The organism is Gemmatimonas groenlandica (assembly GCF_013004105.1).
Taxonomy (GTDB): domain Bacteria; phylum Gemmatimonadota; class Gemmatimonadetes; order Gemmatimonadales; family Gemmatimonadaceae; genus Gemmatimonas; species Gemmatimonas groenlandica.
This window is the reverse complement of sequence record NZ_CP053085.1, coordinates 4,909,841-4,931,279: the sequence shown is the minus strand read 5'-3', so window position 1 is coordinate 4,931,279 and position 21,439 is coordinate 4,909,841. Positions and strand designations below refer to the sequence as shown.

The window sequence follows — 21,439 nt, the reverse complement described above, 5'->3', positions numbered from 1 at the left end:
TGCTGTTCAGTGCGAAAGTGGTGCCACCACGAGCTCAGCGGGCAAACTGGGATCGCGGCGACGCCGGTCGGCGTGGGACGGCCGGCGCACGATCCATTCGGCCGCCAGCACATTGATGACCCATCCGGCGCCCATCATGACAGCGCGCGGAAGCTCGCCGGGCGGCTCGGCCATCAGCAGAAACCATGGCAGGTGCGCGAACACCTGCGTGCCCGCGCCGAGGCCAATGGCGTACGCGCGGATCATCCAGCGTCCGTGCGCGTGGAAGTCGCAGATCCGAATCGCCGTGACGGCCAGCACGAGCGAGAGCAGCATGGCCGTGCCGAACACGAGGCGCTCGAGATAGAGAATCTGCCCATCTCCGCTGGGCCAGGCGTAGCGGAGCGTCATCCAGAGCCCGGTCGTGGCCGCCAATACGCCGGCCGCCACCAGCACCCGGCCCGACGCGCGATGCCAGCGGCTCGACCGACGACGGATGCCGGCCGAGAACTGTACGGCGCCGAGCATGCTGTAGATCACGACCGCGATGATGTGGAGTACCACCGGCCACGGTGCGTCCATGAATCGGGCGTTGGCCGGAGTGACAGCAGCATTGCTGGCGATTTCCACGAGTCGTGCTGTTCCGGCGATGGCCGGCACAGCGCTGAGCGCGACCAGGGCGAGGGGAATGCGCCATTCAAAGATCGTCGGGCGCATGCGCTGACCCCGCCCGGGCGTGCCCCGTGCGCTACTCAGGCGTGGCATGGTGCCGATTGAAACGCACGCCGGCCATGAGCATTACGTCGTTGCGCGTGTCGGAGCGCCCCGCGCCGATGAGTGGCTTGAAGCCAGTCGCGTAGTCTCGCACTTCAAGGCGCAGGCCGACGCGGCGGAAACCCAACTCACCGCCGGCGGCGAGATAGCCTGCCACGTTGTTCGTGGCATCCACGTCGAGCTTGCGATAGTTGTAGCTCCGCACGCCGGCACCGGCGCCGACGAATGGACTCAGCGACACCTTCCGCTCGGCGAACCACTGGGCTGGCCGGAGCTCCGCACCGAGGTCACCGGTGAAGACGTCGAGCTTCGGCGTGTTCACGAGAAGGCGATCGCGGCTGCGCGCCCATCCGGCCGTACCGGTGATCGCGATCGCGGGGTGGACAAGCCACGACAGCTGAACGGCGCTCAACTGGCCGTCCTTGACCGCGTTACGCTGTTCGCCGGTGGCAACGAGGGCGCCGCTGGTGAAGCGCAGTTCCCACGTCGGCGACGACGGCGCGACGGTCGTGGCCGCGGACTGGGCGGATGCCACTCCGGCCGAGGCGGCGGCGAATCCGAGTACGCCGGCGGCGCGGCGAAACGTGGTGGCGAACGCGCGATGCCGTACGACGGCGGCGGATGAGATCGACATGCGGATATCCTTGTAGAGAGAGATGGTGAAGCGGCGCGAGAGCGCTTCCGTTCGTGCGCCGCCTGTATTAGTGTACTACATACACTGTACGGGTGTATCATATACACAGTTTCAGGATTGTCAACAGTTTCTTTGGCGAGGTGCGATGACGAAGCGAAAGACGCCGGAGGCACTGACTCGAGACGACCTCATGCAGGCGGCGGCGACGGTCGACCCGGAGCTGCGGCGGCGCAGTCAGCTGTTGTGGGAGGACCGGGTCCAATCCACGCGTGGCCCGAAGGCGGCGCTGACCCCGGACGATGTCGTACGGGCGGCCATGCAGCTCGCCGACGAGGACGGCCTCGGCGCCGTGACCATGAGTGCGGTCTCGACGCGGATCGGCTACACGACGATGGCGGTGTATCGGTACTTCCCCAGCAAGGAAGCACTCCTCGATGCGATCGTGGATGCGGCACTGGGCCTGCCGCCGCGCCCCTCGGAGCCACGCGATGATTGGCGGAGCGAGCTGGCGCGGTGGGCGCGGGCGAAACGCGCGATGCTCTGTGCACGCCCATGGCTGGCCGAATTGCCGTTCGTGGCGGCACCGCACGGACCGAACTGGCTGAGCTGGTCGGAGGCGGTGATCGACGCCCTCTCGACCACCGGCCTGGATTCGGCCGACATAGGCGAGATGCTCAGTGTGCTCGACGGCTACACGCGCGGCGCGTCGGACACCGCAATCTCACTCGCGCGGGCGCGGGCGCGCGGCACCTCGGATGCAGAGTGGGCCGCTGCGGTTGGCGCCGATCTCGGGCGCGCCATCGGCGATCCGCGATTCCCGCGCTTCGCGGCGCTGCTTACGACGCCGCCGAGCCGGCCGTCGCGCACGATGGACGAGTCGTTCGAGTTCGGACTCGCGCGCGTGCTTGACGGCATTGAACGCTACGTCAACGGGGGCAGGCGCTAACGCACCGTCGTCAACTCAGCCTCTACGTACAACGCGTTAGCCGCTTCGTCCAAGAGCGCCGATCCCCGATGCCATAACCTGAGGCCACGTCTACCAGACGTGGCCTTTTCGTTTTCCAACGCCCTTCTCGAGGATCACATGTCCACTCTCATCGACTCACGCGTACGTCGCTCCGTGGCGCGCGCCGCCGCTGTCGCACTTGCTCTGACCGCGCTCAGTCTCCTCACCGGTTGCATGATGTTCGCCAAGGCACCGTCCGACCTCGACTACGCGCGGACGCGTCGAAGCGAAGTCGGACTGTATGTCGCCACGATTCATCCGACGGGCGATTCGATACCGCGCGGCAAGCTGCACCAGTGGACGCTCCACCTTGAGACGTCTGCCGGCGTGCCCGTGGACAGCGCGAACGTGTCGATTGATGGTGGCATGCCGCAGCATGGGCACGGGCTCCCCACCAAGCCTCGCGTGACGCGCGCCCTCGGCCACGGAGACCACATGGTGGAAGGGATGAAGTTCAACATGGGTGGATGGTGGGTGGTCAAGTTTCGCATCAGCGCGGCGAGCGGCCGGGATTCACTCGTGTTCAACCTGTCACTCTGATGCGCTCGACGTCCGAACGCACGCCGCGCGTGGGTCTTCGACGCCTGCTCGGTGGGCTGCCCTCGCGGCCGATTGCGACGTTAATGGGGGTGGCCGCCTGGACACTGCTGCTAACGATGGTTCCCGATGCGATCGCCGGTCCTGCGTCGCGCTGGACCGCTGGGCAGCGCGAGGTGCTCCGCTCGTTGTCGATCGCGTCACTGGCGCCGCTGCCGGCCGATCCCTCGAATGTATACGGCGACAACCAACGCGCCGCCGCACTCGGGCACCGGCTGTTCTTCGAGCCACGCCTGAGCGGCAACGACCGCGTTTCGTGCGCGACCTGCCATTCGCCGACGCGCGACTTTCAGGACGCAAAACCGCTGGCCGACGGCGTGGGCCGTACAGCACGACGGACCATGCCGGTGGCCGGTACGGCGTACAGTCCATGGCTGTTCTGGGACGGACGCGCTGATAGTCAGTGGGCGCAGGCACTCGGTCCACTCGAGAGCGCGGTGGAGCACGGCGGCACCCGGACGCGCTACGCGCATGTCATTGCGGAGTCCTTCCGAGCCGAGTATGCGGCCCTCTTCGGCGCGCTCCCGGATTTGTCGGGACTACCGCGCAACGCCGGCCCGGTAGCGGACACAGTGTGGGGCGCCGCGTGGGGCCGCATGCCCAGCAGCCGGCGTGACGCCGTGTCTCGCGTCTATGCCAATATCGGAAAGGCCATCGCTGCGTACGAGCGAACGATCAACTACGCGCCGTCACGGTTCGACTACTTCGTGGACGCGGAGCTCGCACGCAGACCGCACACCACACGGAGTGCATTCTCGAAAGACGAGATCGCCGGCCTGCAACTGTTCATCGGCAAGGGCAACTGCGTGAACTGCCACAACGGCGCGCTGTTCACGGACAGCCACTTTCACAACACGGGCGTTGCCGCGTCTCGCGAGGTGGCAGGGCCCGATAGCGGTCGCGCGGTCGGCGTGCACCAGGCCCTGACCGGAGAGTTCAACTGCGCGAGCCGCTACAGCGACGCCAAGCCGGATGCGTGCGATGAGCTCCGCTTCGCGGTGACCGACGGTGACGAATTACTGCGGGCGTACAAGACGCCTTCGCTACGGAACGTGGCCGCACGAGCCCCGTACATGCACGCCGGGCAGGTCACGTCGCTGACGGCCGTCGTCGAGCACTACGATCACGCACCGCAGGCGCCATTCGGCACCACCGAACTCAGACCACTGCGCCTGAGCGCGACCGAACGGCGACAACTCGTCGCATTTCTGCAGACTCTGACGGGGCCGCTGTCGGCACCCGCCGATTTTCTCCAACCGCCCGCTACACGTCGATAGCGAGTCGCCGCGCCCTCGCTTCACGCACGCATCCTTCGCCCCCTAACGCCGGAACTCTTGCCATGCCATTCGCCACGCGCCATCGCGATGACCCCATGCCGCTACTCCGCCCGCTTCCCACCCTGCACGTCACCACCGAAGCAGACGCCGGCGTGATGGCTCAACTTCAAGGCCGACCCATTGATGACATCTCTCGACGCTTCGACGCGGGGCACCGGGCGTACGTCGCGACGCTCGGCGACATTCCCGCCGCCTGGGGGTGGGTCGCCACACGCACGGCGGAGATCGGCGAAGTCGGTGCCAACTTTCTCATCCCGGCGAGTGAGCGCTACCTCTGGAACTTTGTGACGCTGGCCGCGCACCGCGGCCGCGGCATCTATCCGCAATTGCTCCAAGCCATCGTTCGTGCCGAATCGATCGACGCCGAGCGCTTCTGGATCGCCTACGCACCAGAAAATCACGCGTCGGGGGCTGGCATCGCAAAGGCCGGCTTCCATGCGCTTGCGGAGATGTCGTTTGACGCCGACGGACGCCCGGCACTGAGGGCGACGGTCGAGGGCGGAGCCGCCATTGCCTCGCGCGTGCTTGGTCTGCGCGAAACCAGCGAATCGTTGACGCCGTGCTGGCGCTGCGTGCGTGCAGGCCGCACCGGAATGACGTGTGCGCCGGGCAGCTGCCGTTGCGACTACCAACGGACAGAAGTCGCGTGCGCCGACTAGTCCGTGCGCAACGGAGTGTGAGGATGTGACGAGCCCCTGCACACAACGGACGTGTGCAGGGGCTCATTGCAGGCGAGTGAGAGGGATCTCAGTGGATTGCACGTACGACATCGCGTTCGGCGGTGATAACCACCGTGGGTCGCTCACGTTGAATGTCGCAAGAGGCGCAGACATAAGTCTGCGCCCCCGAAGGCGTCGCGCATGGCGGTCACGCCGACAACCCCTGATACGACGTCAGTTGCGACTCCCCTGCGGCTCGCCCCGCGCATACCGCGCGTCGATGCGCGCCGCCGCCATCTCGGCGAGGCGCTCGATGCGCTGCACGCGCGCGGCCGAGAGCGACGCTTGGGCCGTGATCACTTCGGCATTTCCGACTACGCCCGCCTTGAAGCGGTCGAGCGTTTGATCGAGCTCGCGTACGGCGAGTGTCAGTCGCTCATTTGCCGCTTCGACCGCAGCCTGCGCCGTCGCCTCCGCAAGCCGTGCCTCACGTACCTCGAGCTCCACCTGCTCCTCCAGGTCACGTCGTATGATGGCGGTGATCTGGAGCAGCGCCTCCTGCTCGTCGACCCGACGGAGGCGGCGCAACCCGTCGAAGATGGGAACGGAGAGCTGAACGCCCCAGCTGTAGGTGGGCAGCAGGCGGTTCCGCGTCGTGCCCAGCGCGCCGCGATCGGCGACCACGGAGAGCGTGGGGAGATACTCTGCGCGCAAGGCGCTTCGCACCCGCCTGGCAGCCGTCACCTGGGCGTCGGCGCTCCGCATATCGTCGCGCGTTCGCAGTGCACTCGCGACCGCGAGGCGCAGCCTGTCGCTGTCCGCTGCCGTCGGTATGCCTGAAGGTTCGTCGCCGGAGCGCGCGAAGGCGCCGAGGGAATCGGCGAGTACGAGAGTCGCGTCAACGGCGAGTCCCATCGCACGCTTCAGGTTCAAATCCGCCCGCGCACGTTGTGCCCGCGCTGCCACGAGAGCCGCTCGTGTTCCCACGACCTGCGCATCCGCCCGTGTGACATCAAGCGCGATCGCGAGACCGGCCGCCTGTCGGCGTGCGGCATCGGCGGCAAGCTCCGCCGCCATGCTCGAGTCCTCCGTGATCGCGGAGAGCTGCGCTGCCGAGCGCAGGACGCTGATGAACGCGTGAGCCGCCGCCGTGGCAGCCTTGCTCGTCGCAGCGCCGGTCGCGGCTTCGGCTGTGACCTGCGCTGATTGGGCCGCACGGACCTGGGCGATTGCCGCGGGATCGAGCAGTGGCTGCGTGATGGTCGCGCGCACATCGAGAGCGCGAATCGGGCCGAGGATCTCGCCGGGCGGATTCAGCAGGGGCTGGCCGCCTGCGTCGCGCATGACGAACCCGAACTCGGCGCTGTTCCTCGTCCATTGTGATCGCACCGCCGACGCGTTCACCTGAGGCAGCAGCGCCGAGCGCGCCTGCTTCACGCGAGCGCCGGCCGCGGAGACCTGCTGCTGCGCCACTGCCACGGCGGCACTCTGCGCGACCGCGCGCCGTACCACCATATCCATCGTGAGCGCCACGGGCGCCTGGGCGTCCCCCATCGCCTTCGCCATGGATTGCGCGGAGATGGGCGTCGGGATGATGACCGTGACAAGTTCGGCCAGGACGACGCACACTGCTGCCGTTGCCCCCCTGCGGAGCCGAGCGCCTCGTGAGCGCAGCACGAGGGGGCTCATGAGCGCGGCCCGACTGAGGCCGTCGCGGATGACGGGATCACGCGGCGTGCGCGTGGCGTGTATCCCCACACCCGCTGACCCGGAACGAGGGCAGGCGATGCCGGCACATCCACGAAGACTTCACGGATGCGAACATCAGCGCGGGCGGTCGGCGACTCGAGTGTCAGCGCGCGGCGACCCATGCGCGGCGCGAGCCGGACAATCGTCCCGGTCGCCAGCGGTGCACCGGCATCGGAGACAACTGACGTGCGCGCACCAACACGTATGTCCTGCCCGTCGATCTCGTCGAGTTCGAGCCGCACCTGCAATCGAGTGAGGTCGCCCAACGCGAACAGTGGGGCGACGTGGGGATCGTAATACTCACCGGCATGGAAGCGACTGAGCAGCACCGTGCCGGCGCGTGGCGCATGCACACGTCGCCGAGCGAGCGCGCTCGTCGCCATGGCGAGTCGGGCGCGCGCCGCATCAACCCGCGCGGCCGCGGCGTCACGGTCCTCGCGGCGTGCACCACGGCGAAGCTCCTGGAGCCGTGCATCGGCGTGTTCGGCCAGCGCCCCCTGCGCGGCTGCCTCTGCCTCGACTCGCTCGATTTCATTGACCGACGTGCCAGACGTCGCCCGTAGCTTGCCAAGGCGGGCCGCATTCGACTTTGCAAAGACGGCCCGCGACCGCGCGGCCAGGCGATCCGCTTCCCCCTGCTGCAACTCTTCCGCCGTCGCACCACGTGCCTGTTTGGCGCGCACCGCTTCGGCCTCGGCAAGATCCGCCCGTGCCGCATCGACCCCATGACGCTGTGCGGCATCCGCCAGCACGGCCAGCAGCTGTCCGGCGCGAATCTCCTCGCCCTCCCGCACGAGGATGCTATCGATCCAGCCGGGTTCCTGAGCCGCCAGCTCGACCTGCGCGTCCCACGGCTCCACGACGCCGGGAGCGACGACAGGCGCTGCACTATTACTGTCGGTGGACAGCCCGCCCGCTGTGGTCGCGAGTGGGGGAGCGTTGCGCACGTTGTCCGCTGATCTCCGCTCCACTTTCGGCCGGTCGTGAAGTCCGCAGGCGGCCATCGAGACGAGCAGGATCGCGGCGCATACGGTCCGCGCGATGGAGATCTGGCGGCGCGTGTCGCGCGCGCGTGTCATATCAGTCATGCTGCACCTCTGAGTGGGTCGAAGAGACGTGATGGATGGAGCCGTCGTCGGAGGTGACGCGGCCATCTACGACGTGGACAAAGCGGTCAGCGATGGCGCGCACGCGGTCATCGTGGGTCACGATCACCACAGCACGCCTCTCGCGATCGGCGAGTTCCCGAAGCGCGGCGAGAATGCCGCGGCCGGTCTCCCCATCGAGCGACGCGGTTGGCTCGTCACAGAGCAGTACCGGAGCACCGGCGACCAGCGCCCGTGCGATCGCCACGCGTTGCTGTTGGCCGCCCGACAGGAGCCGAGGCCGGTGCGACGCGCGCGCGCTCACCCCCACCAACGCCAGTGCATCAGCGGCGCGCGCGAGGCGCTCGCGGCGCGGAACGCCCGCAAGCAGCAGCGGTACGGCCGCGTTCTCGAGCGCGGAGAGACTCGGCAGGAGATTGAACTGCTGAAACACGAATCCAAGGCGCTGGCGGCGAATCAGCGCGAGTGCATCGGCCGACGCGTGTGTGACGTTGTCGCCGCCGAGCCGGACCTCTCCACCGCTCGGGCTCAGCACCAGGCCGAGCATACTGAGGAGCGTGGTCTTGCCGCTGCCAGACGGTCCCATGATGACGAGCACCTCGCCTTCGTGCACGGCGATATCGGTGGGATGCAATGCCGTAACCGCGAGTTCACCGGCGCCGAACACCTTCGTCAGGCCACGCCCCTCGAGGGCGATCGTGCGGGAATGGGTTGTCATCGGGCTATCCGCGGAAGACGATGGCGGGATCGACACTCAGGACGCGGCGGACCGCGACGAGCGATGCCAGCGTACACGCGACGAACGCGCCGATACCCACACCGAACACAAGATGCGGTGATGCCGCCATCGCGAGTTCAGTAAACGTGGCGCGCATCGCGAAGAAGGCGCCCATACCGATCAGATACCCGGCGGCGCAAAAGAGCCACGCCTGCATCAGCAACAGCTGCACGATCTCGGCGCGTCGGGCGCCGATGGCCTTCAACGTTCCGTAGTCGCGCGAGCGATCCACTGCGGTCGAATACAGCGTGACGGCGACAATGGCCGCCCCGATGAGCGCCGCGACAGCCGTCCCGAGACCGAACAGCACACCGACAGGCGTGCGCACGAGGAAGAAGCGCTTTTCCATCTCGCGCATCTCGTCGCGCGTGCGCACCAGCACTTCAGGCACGCGCGCCTGCAGACGGTTCTTCACCTCGTCCGCGTGTGCGCCTGGCGCGAGCCCGACGGCGACGTAGGTGACGCGATCGAGCGGAAAGCTGGTGAGCGATCGAGCGTCGTCGAGATTCGCGAAGACGTAGTAGAACGGATTGTGCGGATTGACGCTGGCGAAGAACCCCGAGACGACGCTCGCACGACCGTTGATCTCGATGCGGTCACCGACGCGCGCGTCCGCGAACGTGGGTCGATCGACCCAGTTGAGCAGGATGCGGCCGGAGCCGCGCAGCGCAGCGATGGTGGTGCCGCCCGCCAGGGTGCGCGGGAGTCCCGCGTAGCGCGGTGCCTCGACGCCGAGCACCTTCACGTTCTCCTGCACACCATCGGGACGCGTGACGCGACCCAGTCCCTGAACAATCGGTGCTGCCCACGCGACGCCTGCGGTCCCCGCCACGGCCGCCACCTTGCTCGCCGGCAGGCTGCCCGTAGCGTCGGTGCTTTCGGTGGCGGGCGAGACGACCCAGATGTCAACGCCGGTGTTGTCGATGAACGACGTGACGCGGCCGAGAATTCCGGTGAGCAGCGAAAGCTGCTGTGCCATGAGAAACACCGACACAATGACCCCGATCAGGGTGCCCAGACTTTTCACCGGCGCATCGAAGAGCATGCGCCACGCGAGTTCGCCGAGCTCCGCTGAGCGTCGCCACACGCGTGGCGGTGACGCGCGGTGCGAAGTAAGGCCGACGGCAGCCGGGGTGACGCGGAGCGGGTGCATGGTAAAGCCCATGAAAGCCTCGTGACGGTAGCGGGACAGGTGCAGTGAATCGAGTCCCGTACCGCGCACGTCATCACGCGTCGGGCTCACATGCCGAGTCTACCGCTCGCGAGGCGAGCATCCTTGAACGGAAAGGCTGCGTCGTTGAACGCAGAGGCTATCGTGGCATCACGCTCCGTCGTCGGTGCGCTACGCACAGACGGGGCACGACTCGAAAGTCGCGCCCCGTTTGTACTGGAGCCGTCAGCTGGGTGACAGCGTCCCTACGTCGCACCATTCAGGCTATGGCCAGCACTTCCGGCAACGACCTGCGGGCGCGAATCCTGCGCGTGGTGATGCGCCAGGCCAAGTACGCCGCCGCCGTCACGTCGTACGTCGAACAGAACGCGGGCCACCACGCGGGAACTCCGGGATTGTCGATGATGCTGCCATGGCCAATATCGAGCAGTCCGTGGAGCGCGAGCGCGCCGACCACCAGCCAGAGTGACCGCGCGAATCCCCATGCAGCCGCGACGAGAAACATCGCCCCGATCAGCAGCTCGACTGCGACGACCTCGGTAGGCGCGCCCATCAGCGCGAACAACACATAGTACGATGCCACGATCATCGCCACGACAGGATAGAAGCTGAGGTCGCGGTCAACGCCGAATCGACTGGCGAGTAGTCCGATGGCGCAGGCCAGACCTACGCCGATAATGATCCCCATAATTCCTCTCCGTGCGGTTGATATGTGGTGAATTGCTACGGGATGCGGGCGGACGCCCGCGCGACAGTGTCACGACGGCGATTCAGCTTGCCGGCGCTCCGCTCGAGCAGGGCGCGAACAATGTCGGCAGGCGCGTGCTGCGGCGACCCGCTGTCGAACGGAGGGTCGGGACAATATTCGATCGCGAGTTGGATGCTTTGCGCGACCGAGACGCCGAACAGCTCCGACGCCACCAGGAGGGCGAAGTCGATGCCAGCCGTCACCCCCCCTCCGGTGATCCGATTACGATCGCGGACCACTCGATCGTGCACAGGCTCGGCACCGAACGATGCGAGCAGATCGAGCGACATCCAATGTGTGGTGGCGCGATAGCCGCGCAGCAGGCCCGCAGCGCCGAGCAGCAATGCTCCGCTGCAGACGGATGTGACATATCTCGCGTCCACGGCTCGCGCGCGGAGGAAGCCAAGGATGCGCTCGTCCTCGAGGCAGTCGTCCACGCCCCAACCGCCGGGCACACAGAGCAGGTCGAGCCGCGGGGCGTCTTCGAGGGTCGTGTCCGGCGAGATGCGCAGACCCCACTCCGTTCGCACCGGAGCCAAACTCGCCGCGATGAGGTGAACGTGGGTATTCGGCATTCGGGAAAACACCTCGTATGGTCCCGTGAGATCGAGTTGGGTAACCCCATCGAAGAGCAGGATCCCGACGTCTACTGGCTTCCACGCTGAATTCACAAAGCTCTCGCTGGTGAAGGGAGGCGACTGCGCATCCTCCAGTCTATGGACGCCGGCGCTGCGGGAGCTTGAATAGACGGGCTATTGTTGCCGCGAGGATCGGTCGGCACCTCGCATTCGCCGAGCGGGGCAGCAGATGATAAGATGTTCGGACCTCATCACGAGCAGACCATATGAGTGCGATGATCGGCGCCGGCGATTTCATTCCCTGGGAGGGTGGCTGTGCGCTCATCGGGCGGGCGCTCAGCATCACGCCCATGCACGCCCACTACGCGATTCAGATCGGCGTCGGGTCCGAATATGGAATCCGCTTCCGGCCCGACGAAGAATCGGAATGGACGGCGTATCAGGCGGCCATCATTGCCTCCCGACAGCCGCACATGATGGACGCGACGGGCGTGACGTACGATGCCGTCATCTTCGTCGAACCGGAAACGCCTCAAGGACGCGCACTGGTGGAGCGCTACCTGGACGGCGGCATCGCACCGATTACCGCCGAATCGTTTACGGCGGCATCGACCGCCCTCTTCGACACATGGCTCGCCCATGGGAATGCCCCGCCCACCGTCACCGCACTGCAGCGCGCCATCGACGTGCTTACCCATGGAGCCCGAGCAGCGGTGGTGTCCGACGAGCGCATCCTTCGCGCGGTGGCATATATCAAGAGCCACCTTGATGCGCCGTTGACGCTGGAGCAGGTCGCCGACGTGGCCTGTCTTTCTCCGAGCCGTTTCCGGCACCTCTTCGTAGAGCAGACGGGAACAGCGCTGCGCCCCTACCTGCTGTGGCGTCGATTCCTGCTGGCCTGGGAACTCGTCATGCGTGGCGAGTCACTCTCCACCGCCGCGCACGCCGCCGGCTTTGCCGACGCGGCGCATCTGACCCGTACGTCGCACCGCATGTTCGGCTTTCCGCCGTCGGCGTTGCAGATCAATACACCCTCGCCGGGTAGTGAGCGGTTTTAGCAGCGAGAGGACAGCCGCTGCGTTCAATCCGCATCGTGAGGGAATCGGTAGCATGAGTTCACGTCACATCGACACGCAGACTCATGTCCTTCACCGGTTCGACCTCCCATGCCCTCTTCGCGATCCGCAGCGCCCGTCACACCGACGCGCGTCGAGCGATACGAAACGCTCGTCATCGGCGGCGGACAGGCCGGCCTCGCGGTCGGCATGCAGCTTGCCAAACGTGGCGTCGATTTCGCCATCCTCAGCGATGAGAAACGCGTCGGTGATAATTGGCGGCGACGATGGGATTCCCTGCGTCTGTTCACGCCGGCCCGATTCAGTGGACTACCGTCGATGCCGTTTTCGGCGGCGCCGACGCATCTGGCCGACAAGGACGAAGTTGCCGACTATCTGGAGCGGTACGCCGAGCGCTTCGACCTGCCCGTCCGGCTCGATTCGCGGGTACGCGCGCTCACTGCGCGTGGGACGCGCTTTCAGCTTGTGGTCGACGACGGGACGGCTCTGCTGGAAGCCGACAACGTGGTGGTCGCTACGGGGCCTCTGCAGATCCCGTGTATCCCGGATGTGCGCGCACACCTGTCGGATGCGATTCACCAGCTGCATTCGAGCGAGTACCGCAATCCGTTCGCCCTGCCCGACGGCCCCGTGCTCGTTGTCGGCGCCGGGAACTCGGGTGCACAGATCGCCATGGAGCTGTCGCGCTTTCGGAAAGTCTGGCTGGCCGGAAGCGTCGCGGGGCACATGCCGCGACGACTGCTGGGCCGCGACATCTTCGACTGGATCTGGCCCATCATCACGCGTTCGAGCGTGCAGACGCGGTTAGGGCAACGCATGCGCGCCAACACAGAGCGCACCAGCGATGCGCGTATCGGCATTTCGGAGCGCGATCTCCGCGCGGCGAACGTACAGCGGGTAGGCCGTGTGACGGAAGCGCGCGGTGGCCTTCCGGTATGCGGAGACGAGGTCTTCGATCCGCGTGTGGTCATCTGGTGCACCGGCTTCCAGGCGGACTATCGTTGGATCGATCTCCCCGGCTTCGACGCCACCGGGGGAATTACGCACGAGCGAGGCGTGCTCAGTGGCATTCCCGGGCTGTACTTCGTTGGATTGCGATTCCAGCACCGATTGAACTCGTCACTCATCGGCGGCGTAGGGGCGGATGCCGAATTCATCGCCGAGCACATCGCCCGCCGAACCGAGGCCGCCCTGCTGCGGTAGGTGGGCATCGCCTGTGGAGAGTCGGCCTCTTCGCCCAAGATCGCCGACGTCGGATCCCATACCAACGGCCACGTCCACACGACGTGGCCATTCGACTATCCGCGAGCGCACCGGTGGACCGTGTCTGCGTCCTGACGCACCGCCTCGACCACCTCGACAATGGCATTGACCACGGCATTGGGCCGATCGATCTGAATGAAATGGGAGCTTCCCGGCACGATCTGATGACGGCCGCGGCACGAGAGGCCGGCAAGCTCGGCGTGGAGCTGGTGTTGAACCTGGAGCAAGCGATCACCTTGGGCCTTCGACAGTCTCATCGCATCGAGTGCCGCCACAGACTGCGGGTTCGCCGCGCTGAGCACGACGATTGGCCGACTGCCGAAATCGCGAATCGTCCGTACGTCGCGCAGAGTGGCCGGAATTGCTGCGGCCTCGTCGCCAAGCGCAGCGAGGGACGTCGGCAGAAAGGCCGCCGACGCAGCGCGGAGTTCCAACGGCCAGTTCGGCGGGCTTTGCAGCGGCAGGAGGCGCAGAAGTCCTGTCCACGCCAGCGCTGCCCCCACACGCACAATCGTGGTCGACGGCTCGAGGGACTTTCCCGTGACGGCCTTGAACGCCGCAAACTGATCCGGATGCGATGGATCGACCAGCACCAGCCCTTTCACTTCATCGGGGTACATCGCGGCGAAGCGCATCACATACGCCCCGCCGATGGAGTGCCCGACCATCACCCAGGGCGGGATCTCCCCCGCGGCACGTAGCGCGTCGTGCAGTTGTCGCGCAGCGTCGCGGCTGGCGAACGCGGTGCTGGCCGTATGGCTCCACATGATGCCCGAACGACTGTACGCGCACACTCGAGCGGTGCGCGCGAGAGTGTCATGTACCGCGAGCCAACTCAGCGAACCAAGATTATCCAAACCCGATTCGAGCACGACGGTGGGCGCCCCCGCGCCACGGCAATCGATCTGTAGCTGCTGTCGATCATGCGTAGTCACCATGCGACCGCGAAGCGGGGTATCGGCCGCCGCTTGGCGTCGCGCATCCCGTTCGGCGCGCGCGCCACAACCGACCAGCATGGCCACCAGCGCGAGTGCGCCCAAGCCCACGACTCTGAGCGCACGCACGGTGGTCGATTTCATGGCTGCACGCGCGCGCCGAGGCGGATGATGGCCATGTGTGTGCGGCTCTCGCGCGGCGTCACGGCGATCTGCGCGCCAGGCAAGTCGACGATGCTGCCTTTGGTGAGATAGCGGGCGGATCGGCCACCGACATACTGCACACCCAGATCGAGCTGCACCCGCGTTCGGCCGGCAACGAGCGGCATGTACGCGCCACCACCAAGCGACCACGCAGCGGCCGACGCGGAGTGATTCGTGGTACTGGCCAGCACAGTTCCGGACGTGGTGCCTTGAGCGCGACTCTCCGAGAAGAGGAGCTGCCCGCCCACGCCGACGTGCGCGTATGGGCGAACCGGACCTCGCGGCCAGCTCACCTGCGGCCCGATGCTCATCGGCACGATGTAGTTGCTGGTCGTGACCTTGACCTGCACCCGACCGCCAACCGACTCGCTCAGCGCGCTCTCGCGCGACTCGTTTCCGTAGCTCAGCGCGCCCACGCTCGCACGAACACTGACGATGCCGGCGCGATCGAGACGCAGCAGATACGCGCCGTCGATTCCATAGCCAAGAGCCACATGGCGTGCGAAGCCACCCTGCGGTCGGCCTTGGATGACCGAGAGACTCGCGGCGCTTCGCCGTGCGAGTTCTGATGCAACGCCAGTGCTTTGCGCTGCCGCCGGTGCGGCCACTATCATCGCGAGCGATGCCGCTCGGCGAACTGACCATTTCAACATGATGCACTCCGACTGTTGACGGTTGGGATCTGACCTGTGCTGCGCGCTCGGGCATGCACCCGTGCAGCGTGAAGGTCAATCTTGATCACCATCACATCGACCGTCTTGAACGAAGCGGCTGCATCTCATTTGGCCGCGCGGGCTGTCCGGCCGTCGGGCGACCATCTCCAGCAGCACCGCGATTCCCGCACTTCGCGGCGCTGCTCACGACGCCGCCGGGCAGGCCGTCGCGCACGATGGACGAGTCGTTCGAGTTCGGACTCGCGCGCGTGCTCGACGGCATTGAACGCTACCGATACAGCTGCGCGATCACCTGCTGCAGTAGCGTCGCCGGCACATTGCTGAATCGCAACTGGTCAGTGCCGGGGCTCACGATGGCCCGACGCTCCGAGCCGTCGGGCATTCGGTAGTACACGTATTGTGATTCACCATACGGTGTGATGCGACGCACGGGATAGCCGTTCCGGCCGAAGATATCGCCCAGCACCGTCGCGCCCTCGCGCGTGCCGTAGCGCTTCTTGTACTGACCGGGTGGCATGCCACCGGGCTTCTTTGCGAGCCCAGGCGGAATGTTTTGTCCCGAAGTGTTGCCCGACTTCTTTGCCTTCCCGTGGCTCGCGCCCTGCGCGTGAGCGGACGCGCCGCCGACGGTCAGCGCAAAGGTCGACAGCGCGATAGCGCGAATGAATGCATGACGCATACGAAGCCCTCCCTGAAGAGAATATCATCCCGCGCCGATACGGTGCGGCGGGTGACTACTACTCTACACCGCAGCTTTTGAGCCAGCTCAGCGGTGCGAGTACGTGGAAATCAGCGTCCGATCAACACATCCAGAAACGCCGAGCCGTACCGCTCGAGTTTTGCTTCGCCGACTCCCGGCACTTGCAGCAATTCGCGCGGGCTGGCCGGCCGTCGGGCGACCATCTCGAGCAATACCTTGTCGCCGAAGACGATGTACGCCGGCACGCCCGCTTCATCGGCGAGTTCACGCCGTACCGCGCGTAGCCGCTCGAACAGCTCGCGTTCATCGTCGTCGAGCATGGCCGCGTCGGGACCACGCGATGTGCGCCCGCCCGTACCGGCTGGCACCGCCGCCCGACGACCACGCGCCGTGCCCACCTGCGACTCCACCAGCTCCGCGATGCGCTCGTCGGCGCGATGTCCCGTACAGACATCGCACGACGATCCGCAGGATGCGATCACTTCGTCGAAATGCGCGACCAGCGCCTGATGGCGGCACCGCGAGCGCTCCACGAGATCGAACAGCGCGACGGTCGCGAGGCGCGTCCGTTCACGAACACCGTCGTCATCGAGATTGTCCAGAAAGCGCTCGTGCAGCTTCACGTCGGCCCAGGAGTAGAACATCACACAATCGCTGGGCAATCCATCGCGACCGGCACGGCCGATCTCCTGGTACCACGATTCGATGTCCTTCGGCATATCGCGATGAATCACGAATCGCACATTGGACTTGTCGATGCCCATGCCGAATGCCACCGTCGCGACGATCACGTCGATGTCATCGCGCTGGAAGGCTTCCTGATTGCGGGCGCGCTCGTCGGGCTCGAGACCCGCGTGATACGGCCGCGCGCGAACGCCCTGTGCGGCGAGGAAATCGGCCGTCTGATCCACCCCTTTGCGGCTCTGACAATACACGATGCCGCTCTCGCCGTCGTGCGCGCGAATGAGCGCGAGAATCTCGGCGCGGGTGTTGCCCCCCTGCCCTTTCTTGCGCGTCGCGATCTGCAAGTTCGGGCGGAAGAATGAGCCCTTGAAACCAGCCGGCTTTCGCATGCCGAGCTGTCGCAGAATGTCGAGCGCTACGCGTCGTGTTGCGGTCGCGGTGAGCGCGAGGACCGGGACGTCGAGTTGCTCCTTGAGTCCCTGCAGGCGACGGTACGACGGGCGGAAGTCGTGTCCCCATTGGCTGATGCAATGGGCTTCGTCGACCACCAGAAGCGAGATCGGACAATCGCGCACGAAATCACCGAGGTAGCCATCGAGTGCTTCGGGGGCGAGGAACACCAGTTCGTACTCGCCGGCGCGAAACGCGTCCATGCGGGCGCGACGCTCGTCGAACTCCAGCGTGGAGTTGATCGCGGTGACCTTGAAGCCGAGTCCGGCCACCGCGTCGACCTGATCCTTCATGAGCGAGATCAGCGGTGAAATCACCAGCACGGTGCCTTGGAGCAATCGTGCCGGGAGCTGGTAGGTGAGCGACTTGCCCGCGCCCGTCGGCATCAGCGCAATGCAATCCTTGCCGGCCAGCACCGCGTCGATGACCTCGCGCTGTCCCGGTCTGAACTCGTCAAACCCGAAGACGTCGCGGAGGACATCTTCGGGTGTGCGTGACGTGGCGGAAGGCGTGTGGGGCATGCTCCATCAAACGTAATGGAGCCACCCCACCGCAGACATTGGTATCGAGTCGCTGCTTACTTGGCCGGCAGCAGCACGTGGTCGATCACGTGGATCACGCCGTTCGACTGCTTGACATCGGCAATCGTGACCGTGCCCACGCCGCCCTTCTCATCCTTCACCACCACGTTCGCGCCCTGCATCATGGCCATGAGCTTGCCACCGTTCACGGTCGTCAGCGTAGCGGTGCCGTTGCCGGCCTTGATGGCCTTCACGATCGCGGCGGCGTCGAGGTTACCGGCCACCACGTGGTACGTGAGCACGCCGGTGAGCGCGCCCTTCATTTCGGGCTTGAGCAGGTTGTCCACCGTGCCGGCCGGCAACGCCGCGAAGGCCGCATTCGTGGGCGCGAAGACCGTGAACGGCCCCTTTCCCTTCAGCGTTTCGACCAAGCCAGCAGCCTTGACGGCGGCGACGAGCGTGGTGTGGTCCTTGGAATTGACGGCGTTGTCGATGATGTCCTTGGTGGGGTACATCGCGGCACCGCCCACCATCTTGGTGCCGTCCGACATGCCCTGCGCCTGCACGGCGGCGGGGAGAATCAACATCGCGGATACGGCGAATGTCTTGAGTACGCTGCGCATTGGAAAAATCTCCGGAAAGTCGCGTTGAGGAGGCAGCCCGGTCGGCTGCGCTGTGCGAGGGCTACGCCTCGCCGCGACGCTCGGATTCATGGCGTTCCATGTCTCGTGTCATTTCCAGCATGGTGGGGCGAAATCCGTGACGCGCGAACAGTTGTTGCGCGTGCGCATTGCGGGCGGCGGTGGACAGCACCACTTGTCGGGCTCCAGCCGCTTCCAGCGCGACGATGGCCGCCTCGAGCAGCAGACTGCCGATGCCGCGTCGTCGGTACGACTCGTCAACGACGAGATCGTGCAACACGCCGGCCGGGCCGCGGAGCGACATGTAATCGATTCCCTCCAAACTGCCCCACGCGTAGCCGACCACCGTTTCCTCGACGGTAGCCACGAGCACCGTCGTATCCCGCTCAGCGAGTTGCGAACCGAGATACGATCCGTAACCGCGCTCGGTCTGGTCGGTGGCCGCCATGAACCGTGCGCGGTCAAAGTCGTGATGCAGACGCACCAGCAGCACGGCGAGGCGTCCGAGGGCCGGCAGATCGGTCTTCGTGGCTGAACGGATGACGACTGCGGCGGACGGTATCACGTGATCGGTACCACCACCACCTTCCCCACCACCCGTCGCTCCAACATCGCCCGCAGCGCGGCGGCGCTCTGCTCCAACGGATAGCGCGCGCTGACGACCGGCGCGATCGTACCATCCACCACCCACTCCATCAACCGTGCGAGATGGTGCGCATTTGCGGCCGGCTCGCGCTGTTCGAACGCACCCCAGAACACGCCGACTACCGAGGCGCCCTTCAGCAGCGGCAAGTTGAGCGGTAACGACGGGATCGTGCCGCCGGCAAAGCCGACCACGAGGTACCGCCCACCCCACGCGATGCTGCGGAAGGCGGACTCGGTGAAATCGCCCCCCACGGGGTCGCAGATCACGTCGGGCCCGACCCCGTTGGTGAGTGCCTTGAGCCGATCGCGCAGCGACTCCGTGGTGTAATTGATCACCTCATCCGCGCCGTGGGCGCGACACAGCGCCAGCTTGTCGTCGGTGCTCGCGGCCGCGATCACGCGCGCACCGAGTGCCTTGCCGATCATGACGGCGGCCAGTCCGACGCCACCGGATGCGCCCAGCACGAGCAACGTGTCGCCCGAGGCGAGGTGCGCACGATCGATCAGGGCGTGCATCGCCGTGCCGAAGGCCAGCGGCAGCGTGGCGGCAACATCGAACGACAGCGCCTCGGGAATCGCCGTGACGGCCGACGCGGGCGCACTGAGGCGTTCGGCGAATGCACCCGTTCGCGTGAACGCCACCACGCGCTGACCCACGTGCAAGTGGCTCACGCCCGAGCCCACCTCGATGATCACGCCAGACGCTTCGCCGCCGGGCGTGAATGGTAGCGGCGGACGCACCTGATACTGTCCCAGCACCATCAGGGCGTCGGGAAAGTTCACACCGGCGGCGTGCACGGCGATGACCACCTCACCGGCCGCGGCTACGGGATCAGCCACGGTGTTTACCGTGAGCGTTTCGGGTTGGTCGAAGGCACTACACAGCACAGCACGCATACGGATCAGCCGGTCGAAGTCGGAAGTGTTGGCGCAGGCGCAACGCGCAACGTCTCGAGGGCGCGACGCACCGTATCGGGAATCGCCACGGACGTGCGTGAGCCACGATCGACGTACACGTGCACAAAGTGCCCGGTCGCCGCCGGCGCCTCGTCGTCGTTGCGAAAGAGCGCCAGCTCGTAGCGCACGCTCGAACGGCCGAGATGCACCACGCGAATACCAGCCGTCACACGATCCGGAAACGTGATCGGCGAGGCGTACCGACACTGCGTTTCCACCACGAGGCCGATGGCCTCACTGCCGGCGATGTCGAGCAGGCCACGCTCGATCAACCAGCGATTCACCGCCGTGTCGAAGAAGCTGTAATAGACCACGTTATTGACGTGCCCATACGCGTCGTTGTCCATCCACCGCGTATCGATCGCCGTCAGGTGCGCGTAGTCCGCACGTGCATCCGAGGCCGTACTCACAGCGCCTCGCGGTAGAGGGCCAGCGCCTGGTCGTAGTCCACGTCGCGCGGGTTGTTCACCAGCAGTCGCTGCACTTTCATGGCGTCGGTCGCGAGACTCGGCAGGTCAGCTTCGATGATGCCCACCTCGCCGAGCGTGCGCTCGAGGCCGAGTTCGCCCACGATCGTCGCCATCGCATCGACGAAGGCGCGGCCGCTCGCGCTCCGGTGCCACGTGCGCTCACCAGCCCGCACGGCATCGGCCAGCTCGCGATACAGTGGCTCCGCTTCCGACAAGTTGAACTCGAGCACCGGCAGCAGCACGAGCGCGTTGCTCAAGCCGTGTGGCACATGGAACTGACCGCCGAGCGGATACGCGAGCGCATGCACGGCGCCGACGGGCGCGTTGGCGAACGCCATGCCGGCCAGCATCGAACCCTGCAGCATCGCGCGACGCGCGGCGAGATCGGTACCATTCTCGATCGCCACGCCGATATGATCCGACAGCAACCGTAGCGCGCGCACGGCCAGCGTGTCGGAGAGCACGTTCTTCGCGTGACGGCTGGTGTACGCTTCGATCGCGTGCACCATCGCGTCGATGCCGGTCATCGCCGTGACGCGCGCCGGTAGCCCGAGCGTGAGCGTCGCATCGAGCACCGCTACGTTGGGATACAGCAGCCGCGATACGACGCCCTGCTTTTCGCCGCTTGGTGTCGTGACAATCGCGATCGGCGTGACTTCCGAACCCGTGCCTGCGGTGGTCGGCACCTGAATGAGCGGCCAACGCGGGCCACCCGCGAGACCCACGCCGTAGACTGCCTCGAGCGACTCTCCGGAGCGCGACAGGAGCGCCACCAACTTGGCCACGTCGAGCGAACTTCCCCCGCCAAAGCCAATGACGCCGTCGATGTGCGACGCCTGCGCCGTCGCCACCGCGGCCTCGACGCATGACGCAGGCGGATCAGCCACCACGTCGTCGAACACGGTCACGTCGATACCCAATGCCCGAAGCGATGCGAGCATCGGCTCCAGCAGCCCCGCGCTCACGATGCCAGGATCGGTGACGACCAGTGGCCGGTTGATCCCAAACTCACGGAGCAGACCACCCAATCGCTCGCTCTCGCCGTCAGCACAGATCACACGCGGCGTCGTTTCGAAACTGAAGTTGGACATACTCAAGGTTAG

At 66.2% G+C, this 21,439-nt stretch carries 23 protein-coding genes and 1 pseudogene; 7 read left to right on the top strand and 17 right to left on the bottom strand.

Features of this window, described 5'->3' with window-relative positions:
* Positions 1-6: 6 nt before the first annotated feature.
* Together HKW67_RS21245 and HKW67_RS21240 are read right to left on the bottom strand one after the other, a co-directional pair.
* The gene (locus tag HKW67_RS21245; RefSeq protein ID WP_171227304.1) at positions 7-696 is read right to left on the bottom strand and encodes a DUF2306 domain-containing protein; all 690 of its coding nucleotides are present in this window, start codon (positions 694-696) and stop codon (positions 7-9) included.
* 31 nt (positions 697-727) lie between these two features.
* Positions 728-1,387, bottom strand: coding sequence for a hypothetical protein (locus tag HKW67_RS21240; protein ID WP_171227303.1), 660 nt, complete (start codon positions 1,385-1,387; stop codon positions 728-730).
* 145 nt (positions 1,388-1,532) lie between these two features.
* On the opposite strand from HKW67_RS21240, the gene HKW67_RS21235 reads away from it, so the two are divergent.
* The 4 genes from HKW67_RS21235 to HKW67_RS21220 all read left to right on the top strand — a co-directional run bounded on the left by HKW67_RS21235 (position 1,533) and on the right by HKW67_RS21220 (position 4,986).
* Positions 1,533-2,333 (top strand): TetR/AcrR family transcriptional regulator, encoded by an 801-nt coding sequence (locus tag HKW67_RS21235; protein ID WP_171227302.1) that lies wholly within the window; start codon positions 1,533-1,535, stop codon positions 2,331-2,333.
* A 138-nt stretch (positions 2,334-2,471) separates the two neighbouring features.
* Positions 2,472-2,933 carry a FixH family protein gene (locus tag HKW67_RS21230; protein ID WP_171227301.1) on the top strand — a complete coding sequence of 154 codons (462 nt, stop codon included), beginning with the start codon at positions 2,472-2,474 and terminating at the stop codon, positions 2,931-2,933.
* A complete protein-coding gene (locus tag HKW67_RS21225) occupies positions 2,933-4,267 on the top strand; it encodes a cytochrome-c peroxidase (protein ID WP_171227300.1) in 1,335 nt (444 codons plus the stop codon). The genes HKW67_RS21230 and HKW67_RS21225 overlap by 1 nt, the downstream gene beginning before the upstream one ends.
* A gap of 62 nt (positions 4,268-4,329) precedes the next feature.
* A complete protein-coding gene (locus HKW67_RS21220) occupies positions 4,330-4,986 on the top strand; it encodes a GNAT family N-acetyltransferase (RefSeq protein WP_171227299.1) in 657 nt (218 codons plus the stop codon).
* Between the two features lie 234 nt (positions 4,987-5,220).
* Here the strand turns inward: HKW67_RS21220 and HKW67_RS21215 are convergent, their stop codons facing one another.
* The 6 genes from HKW67_RS21215 to HKW67_RS21190 form a co-directional block, all read right to left on the bottom strand.
* Positions 5,221-6,675, bottom strand: a complete 1,455-nt coding sequence (locus tag HKW67_RS21215) for a TolC family protein (protein ID WP_171227298.1) — start codon at positions 6,673-6,675, stop codon at positions 5,221-5,223.
* Positions 6,672-7,823 carry an HlyD family secretion protein gene (locus HKW67_RS21210; protein ID WP_171227297.1) on the bottom strand — a complete coding sequence of 384 codons (1,152 nt, stop codon included), beginning with the start codon at positions 7,821-7,823 and terminating at the stop codon, positions 6,672-6,674. The genes HKW67_RS21215 and HKW67_RS21210 overlap by 4 nt, the downstream gene beginning before the upstream one ends.
* Positions 7,816-8,559, bottom strand: a complete 744-nt coding sequence (locus HKW67_RS21205) for an ABC transporter ATP-binding protein (protein ID WP_171227296.1) — start codon at positions 8,557-8,559, stop codon at positions 7,816-7,818. The genes HKW67_RS21210 and HKW67_RS21205 overlap by 8 nt, the downstream gene beginning before the upstream one ends.
* A 4-nt stretch (positions 8,560-8,563) precedes the next feature.
* Entirely contained in the window at positions 8,564-9,862 is a 1,299-nt protein-coding gene (locus HKW67_RS21200; RefSeq protein ID WP_171227295.1) for an ABC transporter permease, read from the bottom strand.
* Between the two features lie 187 nt (positions 9,863-10,049).
* Entirely contained in the window at positions 10,050-10,478 is a 429-nt protein-coding gene (locus HKW67_RS21195) for a hypothetical protein (protein ID WP_171227294.1), read from the bottom strand.
* Between the two features lie 35 nt (positions 10,479-10,513).
* Positions 10,514-11,209 carry a DJ-1/PfpI family protein gene (locus tag HKW67_RS21190; protein WP_171227293.1) on the bottom strand — a complete coding sequence of 232 codons (696 nt, stop codon included), beginning with the start codon at positions 11,207-11,209 and terminating at the stop codon, positions 10,514-10,516.
* 173 nt (positions 11,210-11,382) lie between these two features.
* Here HKW67_RS21190 and HKW67_RS21185 point away from each other — a divergent pair, with 173 nt between their 5' ends.
* Both HKW67_RS21185 and HKW67_RS21180 read left to right on the top strand, forming a co-directional pair.
* The gene (locus HKW67_RS21185; protein WP_171227292.1) at positions 11,383-12,174 is read left to right on the top strand and encodes a helix-turn-helix domain-containing protein; all 792 of its coding nucleotides are present in this window, start codon (positions 11,383-11,385) and stop codon (positions 12,172-12,174) included.
* 108 nt (positions 12,175-12,282) lie between these two features.
* Entirely contained in the window at positions 12,283-13,395 is a 1,113-nt protein-coding gene (locus tag HKW67_RS21180; protein ID WP_171227291.1) for a flavin-containing monooxygenase, read from the top strand.
* Positions 13,396-13,490: 95 nt separating this feature from the next.
* On the opposite strand, the gene HKW67_RS21175 is transcribed toward HKW67_RS21180, so the two are convergent.
* Positions 13,491-14,534: an alpha/beta fold hydrolase gene (locus HKW67_RS21175; protein ID WP_171227290.1), complete on the bottom strand. Its 1,044-nt coding sequence runs from the start codon at positions 14,532-14,534 to the stop codon at positions 13,491-13,493.
* The gene (locus tag HKW67_RS21170) at positions 14,531-15,088 is read right to left on the bottom strand and encodes a hypothetical protein (protein WP_171227289.1); all 558 of its coding nucleotides are present in this window, start codon (positions 15,086-15,088) and stop codon (positions 14,531-14,533) included. Before HKW67_RS21170 ends, HKW67_RS21175 begins: the two co-directional genes overlap by 4 nt.
* A 212-nt stretch (positions 15,089-15,300) precedes the next feature.
* Here HKW67_RS21170 and HKW67_RS22865 point away from each other — a divergent pair.
* Positions 15,301-15,525: pseudogene (locus HKW67_RS22865) on the top strand (TetR/AcrR family transcriptional regulator C-terminal domain-containing protein); the annotation flags it as partial.
* An 11-nt stretch (positions 15,526-15,536) separates the two neighbouring features.
* Here HKW67_RS22865 and HKW67_RS22490 read toward each other — a convergent pair.
* The 7 genes from HKW67_RS22490 to HKW67_RS21135 form a co-directional block, all read right to left on the bottom strand.
* Entirely contained in the window at positions 15,537-15,947 is a 411-nt protein-coding gene (locus HKW67_RS22490) for a hypothetical protein (RefSeq protein WP_230981080.1), read from the bottom strand.
* A 110-nt stretch (positions 15,948-16,057) separates the two neighbouring features.
* The gene (locus HKW67_RS21160; protein ID WP_171227287.1) at positions 16,058-17,623 is read right to left on the bottom strand and encodes a RecQ family ATP-dependent DNA helicase; all 1,566 of its coding nucleotides are present in this window, start codon (positions 17,621-17,623) and stop codon (positions 16,058-16,060) included.
* Positions 17,624-17,679: 56 nt separating this feature from the next.
* Positions 17,680-18,210, bottom strand: a complete 531-nt coding sequence (locus tag HKW67_RS21155) for a fasciclin domain-containing protein (RefSeq protein WP_343212897.1) — start codon at positions 18,208-18,210, stop codon at positions 17,680-17,682.
* A 97-nt stretch (positions 18,211-18,307) separates the two neighbouring features.
* Positions 18,308-18,829: a GNAT family N-acetyltransferase gene (locus HKW67_RS21150; RefSeq protein ID WP_206044524.1), complete on the bottom strand. Its 522-nt coding sequence runs from the start codon at positions 18,827-18,829 to the stop codon at positions 18,308-18,310.
* On the bottom strand, positions 18,826-19,806 hold the full coding sequence (locus tag HKW67_RS21145; protein WP_171227285.1) for an NADPH:quinone oxidoreductase family protein: 981 nt from the start codon (positions 19,804-19,806) through the stop codon (positions 18,826-18,828). Before HKW67_RS21145 ends, HKW67_RS21150 begins: the two co-directional genes overlap by 4 nt.
* A gap of 5 nt (positions 19,807-19,811) precedes the next feature.
* The gene (locus HKW67_RS21140; protein ID WP_171227773.1) at positions 19,812-20,213 is read right to left on the bottom strand and encodes an acyl-CoA thioesterase; all 402 of its coding nucleotides are present in this window, start codon (positions 20,211-20,213) and stop codon (positions 19,812-19,814) included.
* A 59-nt stretch (positions 20,214-20,272) separates the two neighbouring features.
* A complete protein-coding gene (locus tag HKW67_RS21135) occupies positions 20,273-21,427 on the bottom strand; it encodes an iron-containing alcohol dehydrogenase (protein ID WP_171227284.1) in 1,155 nt (384 codons plus the stop codon).
* Positions 21,428-21,439: the final 12 nt, after the last annotated feature.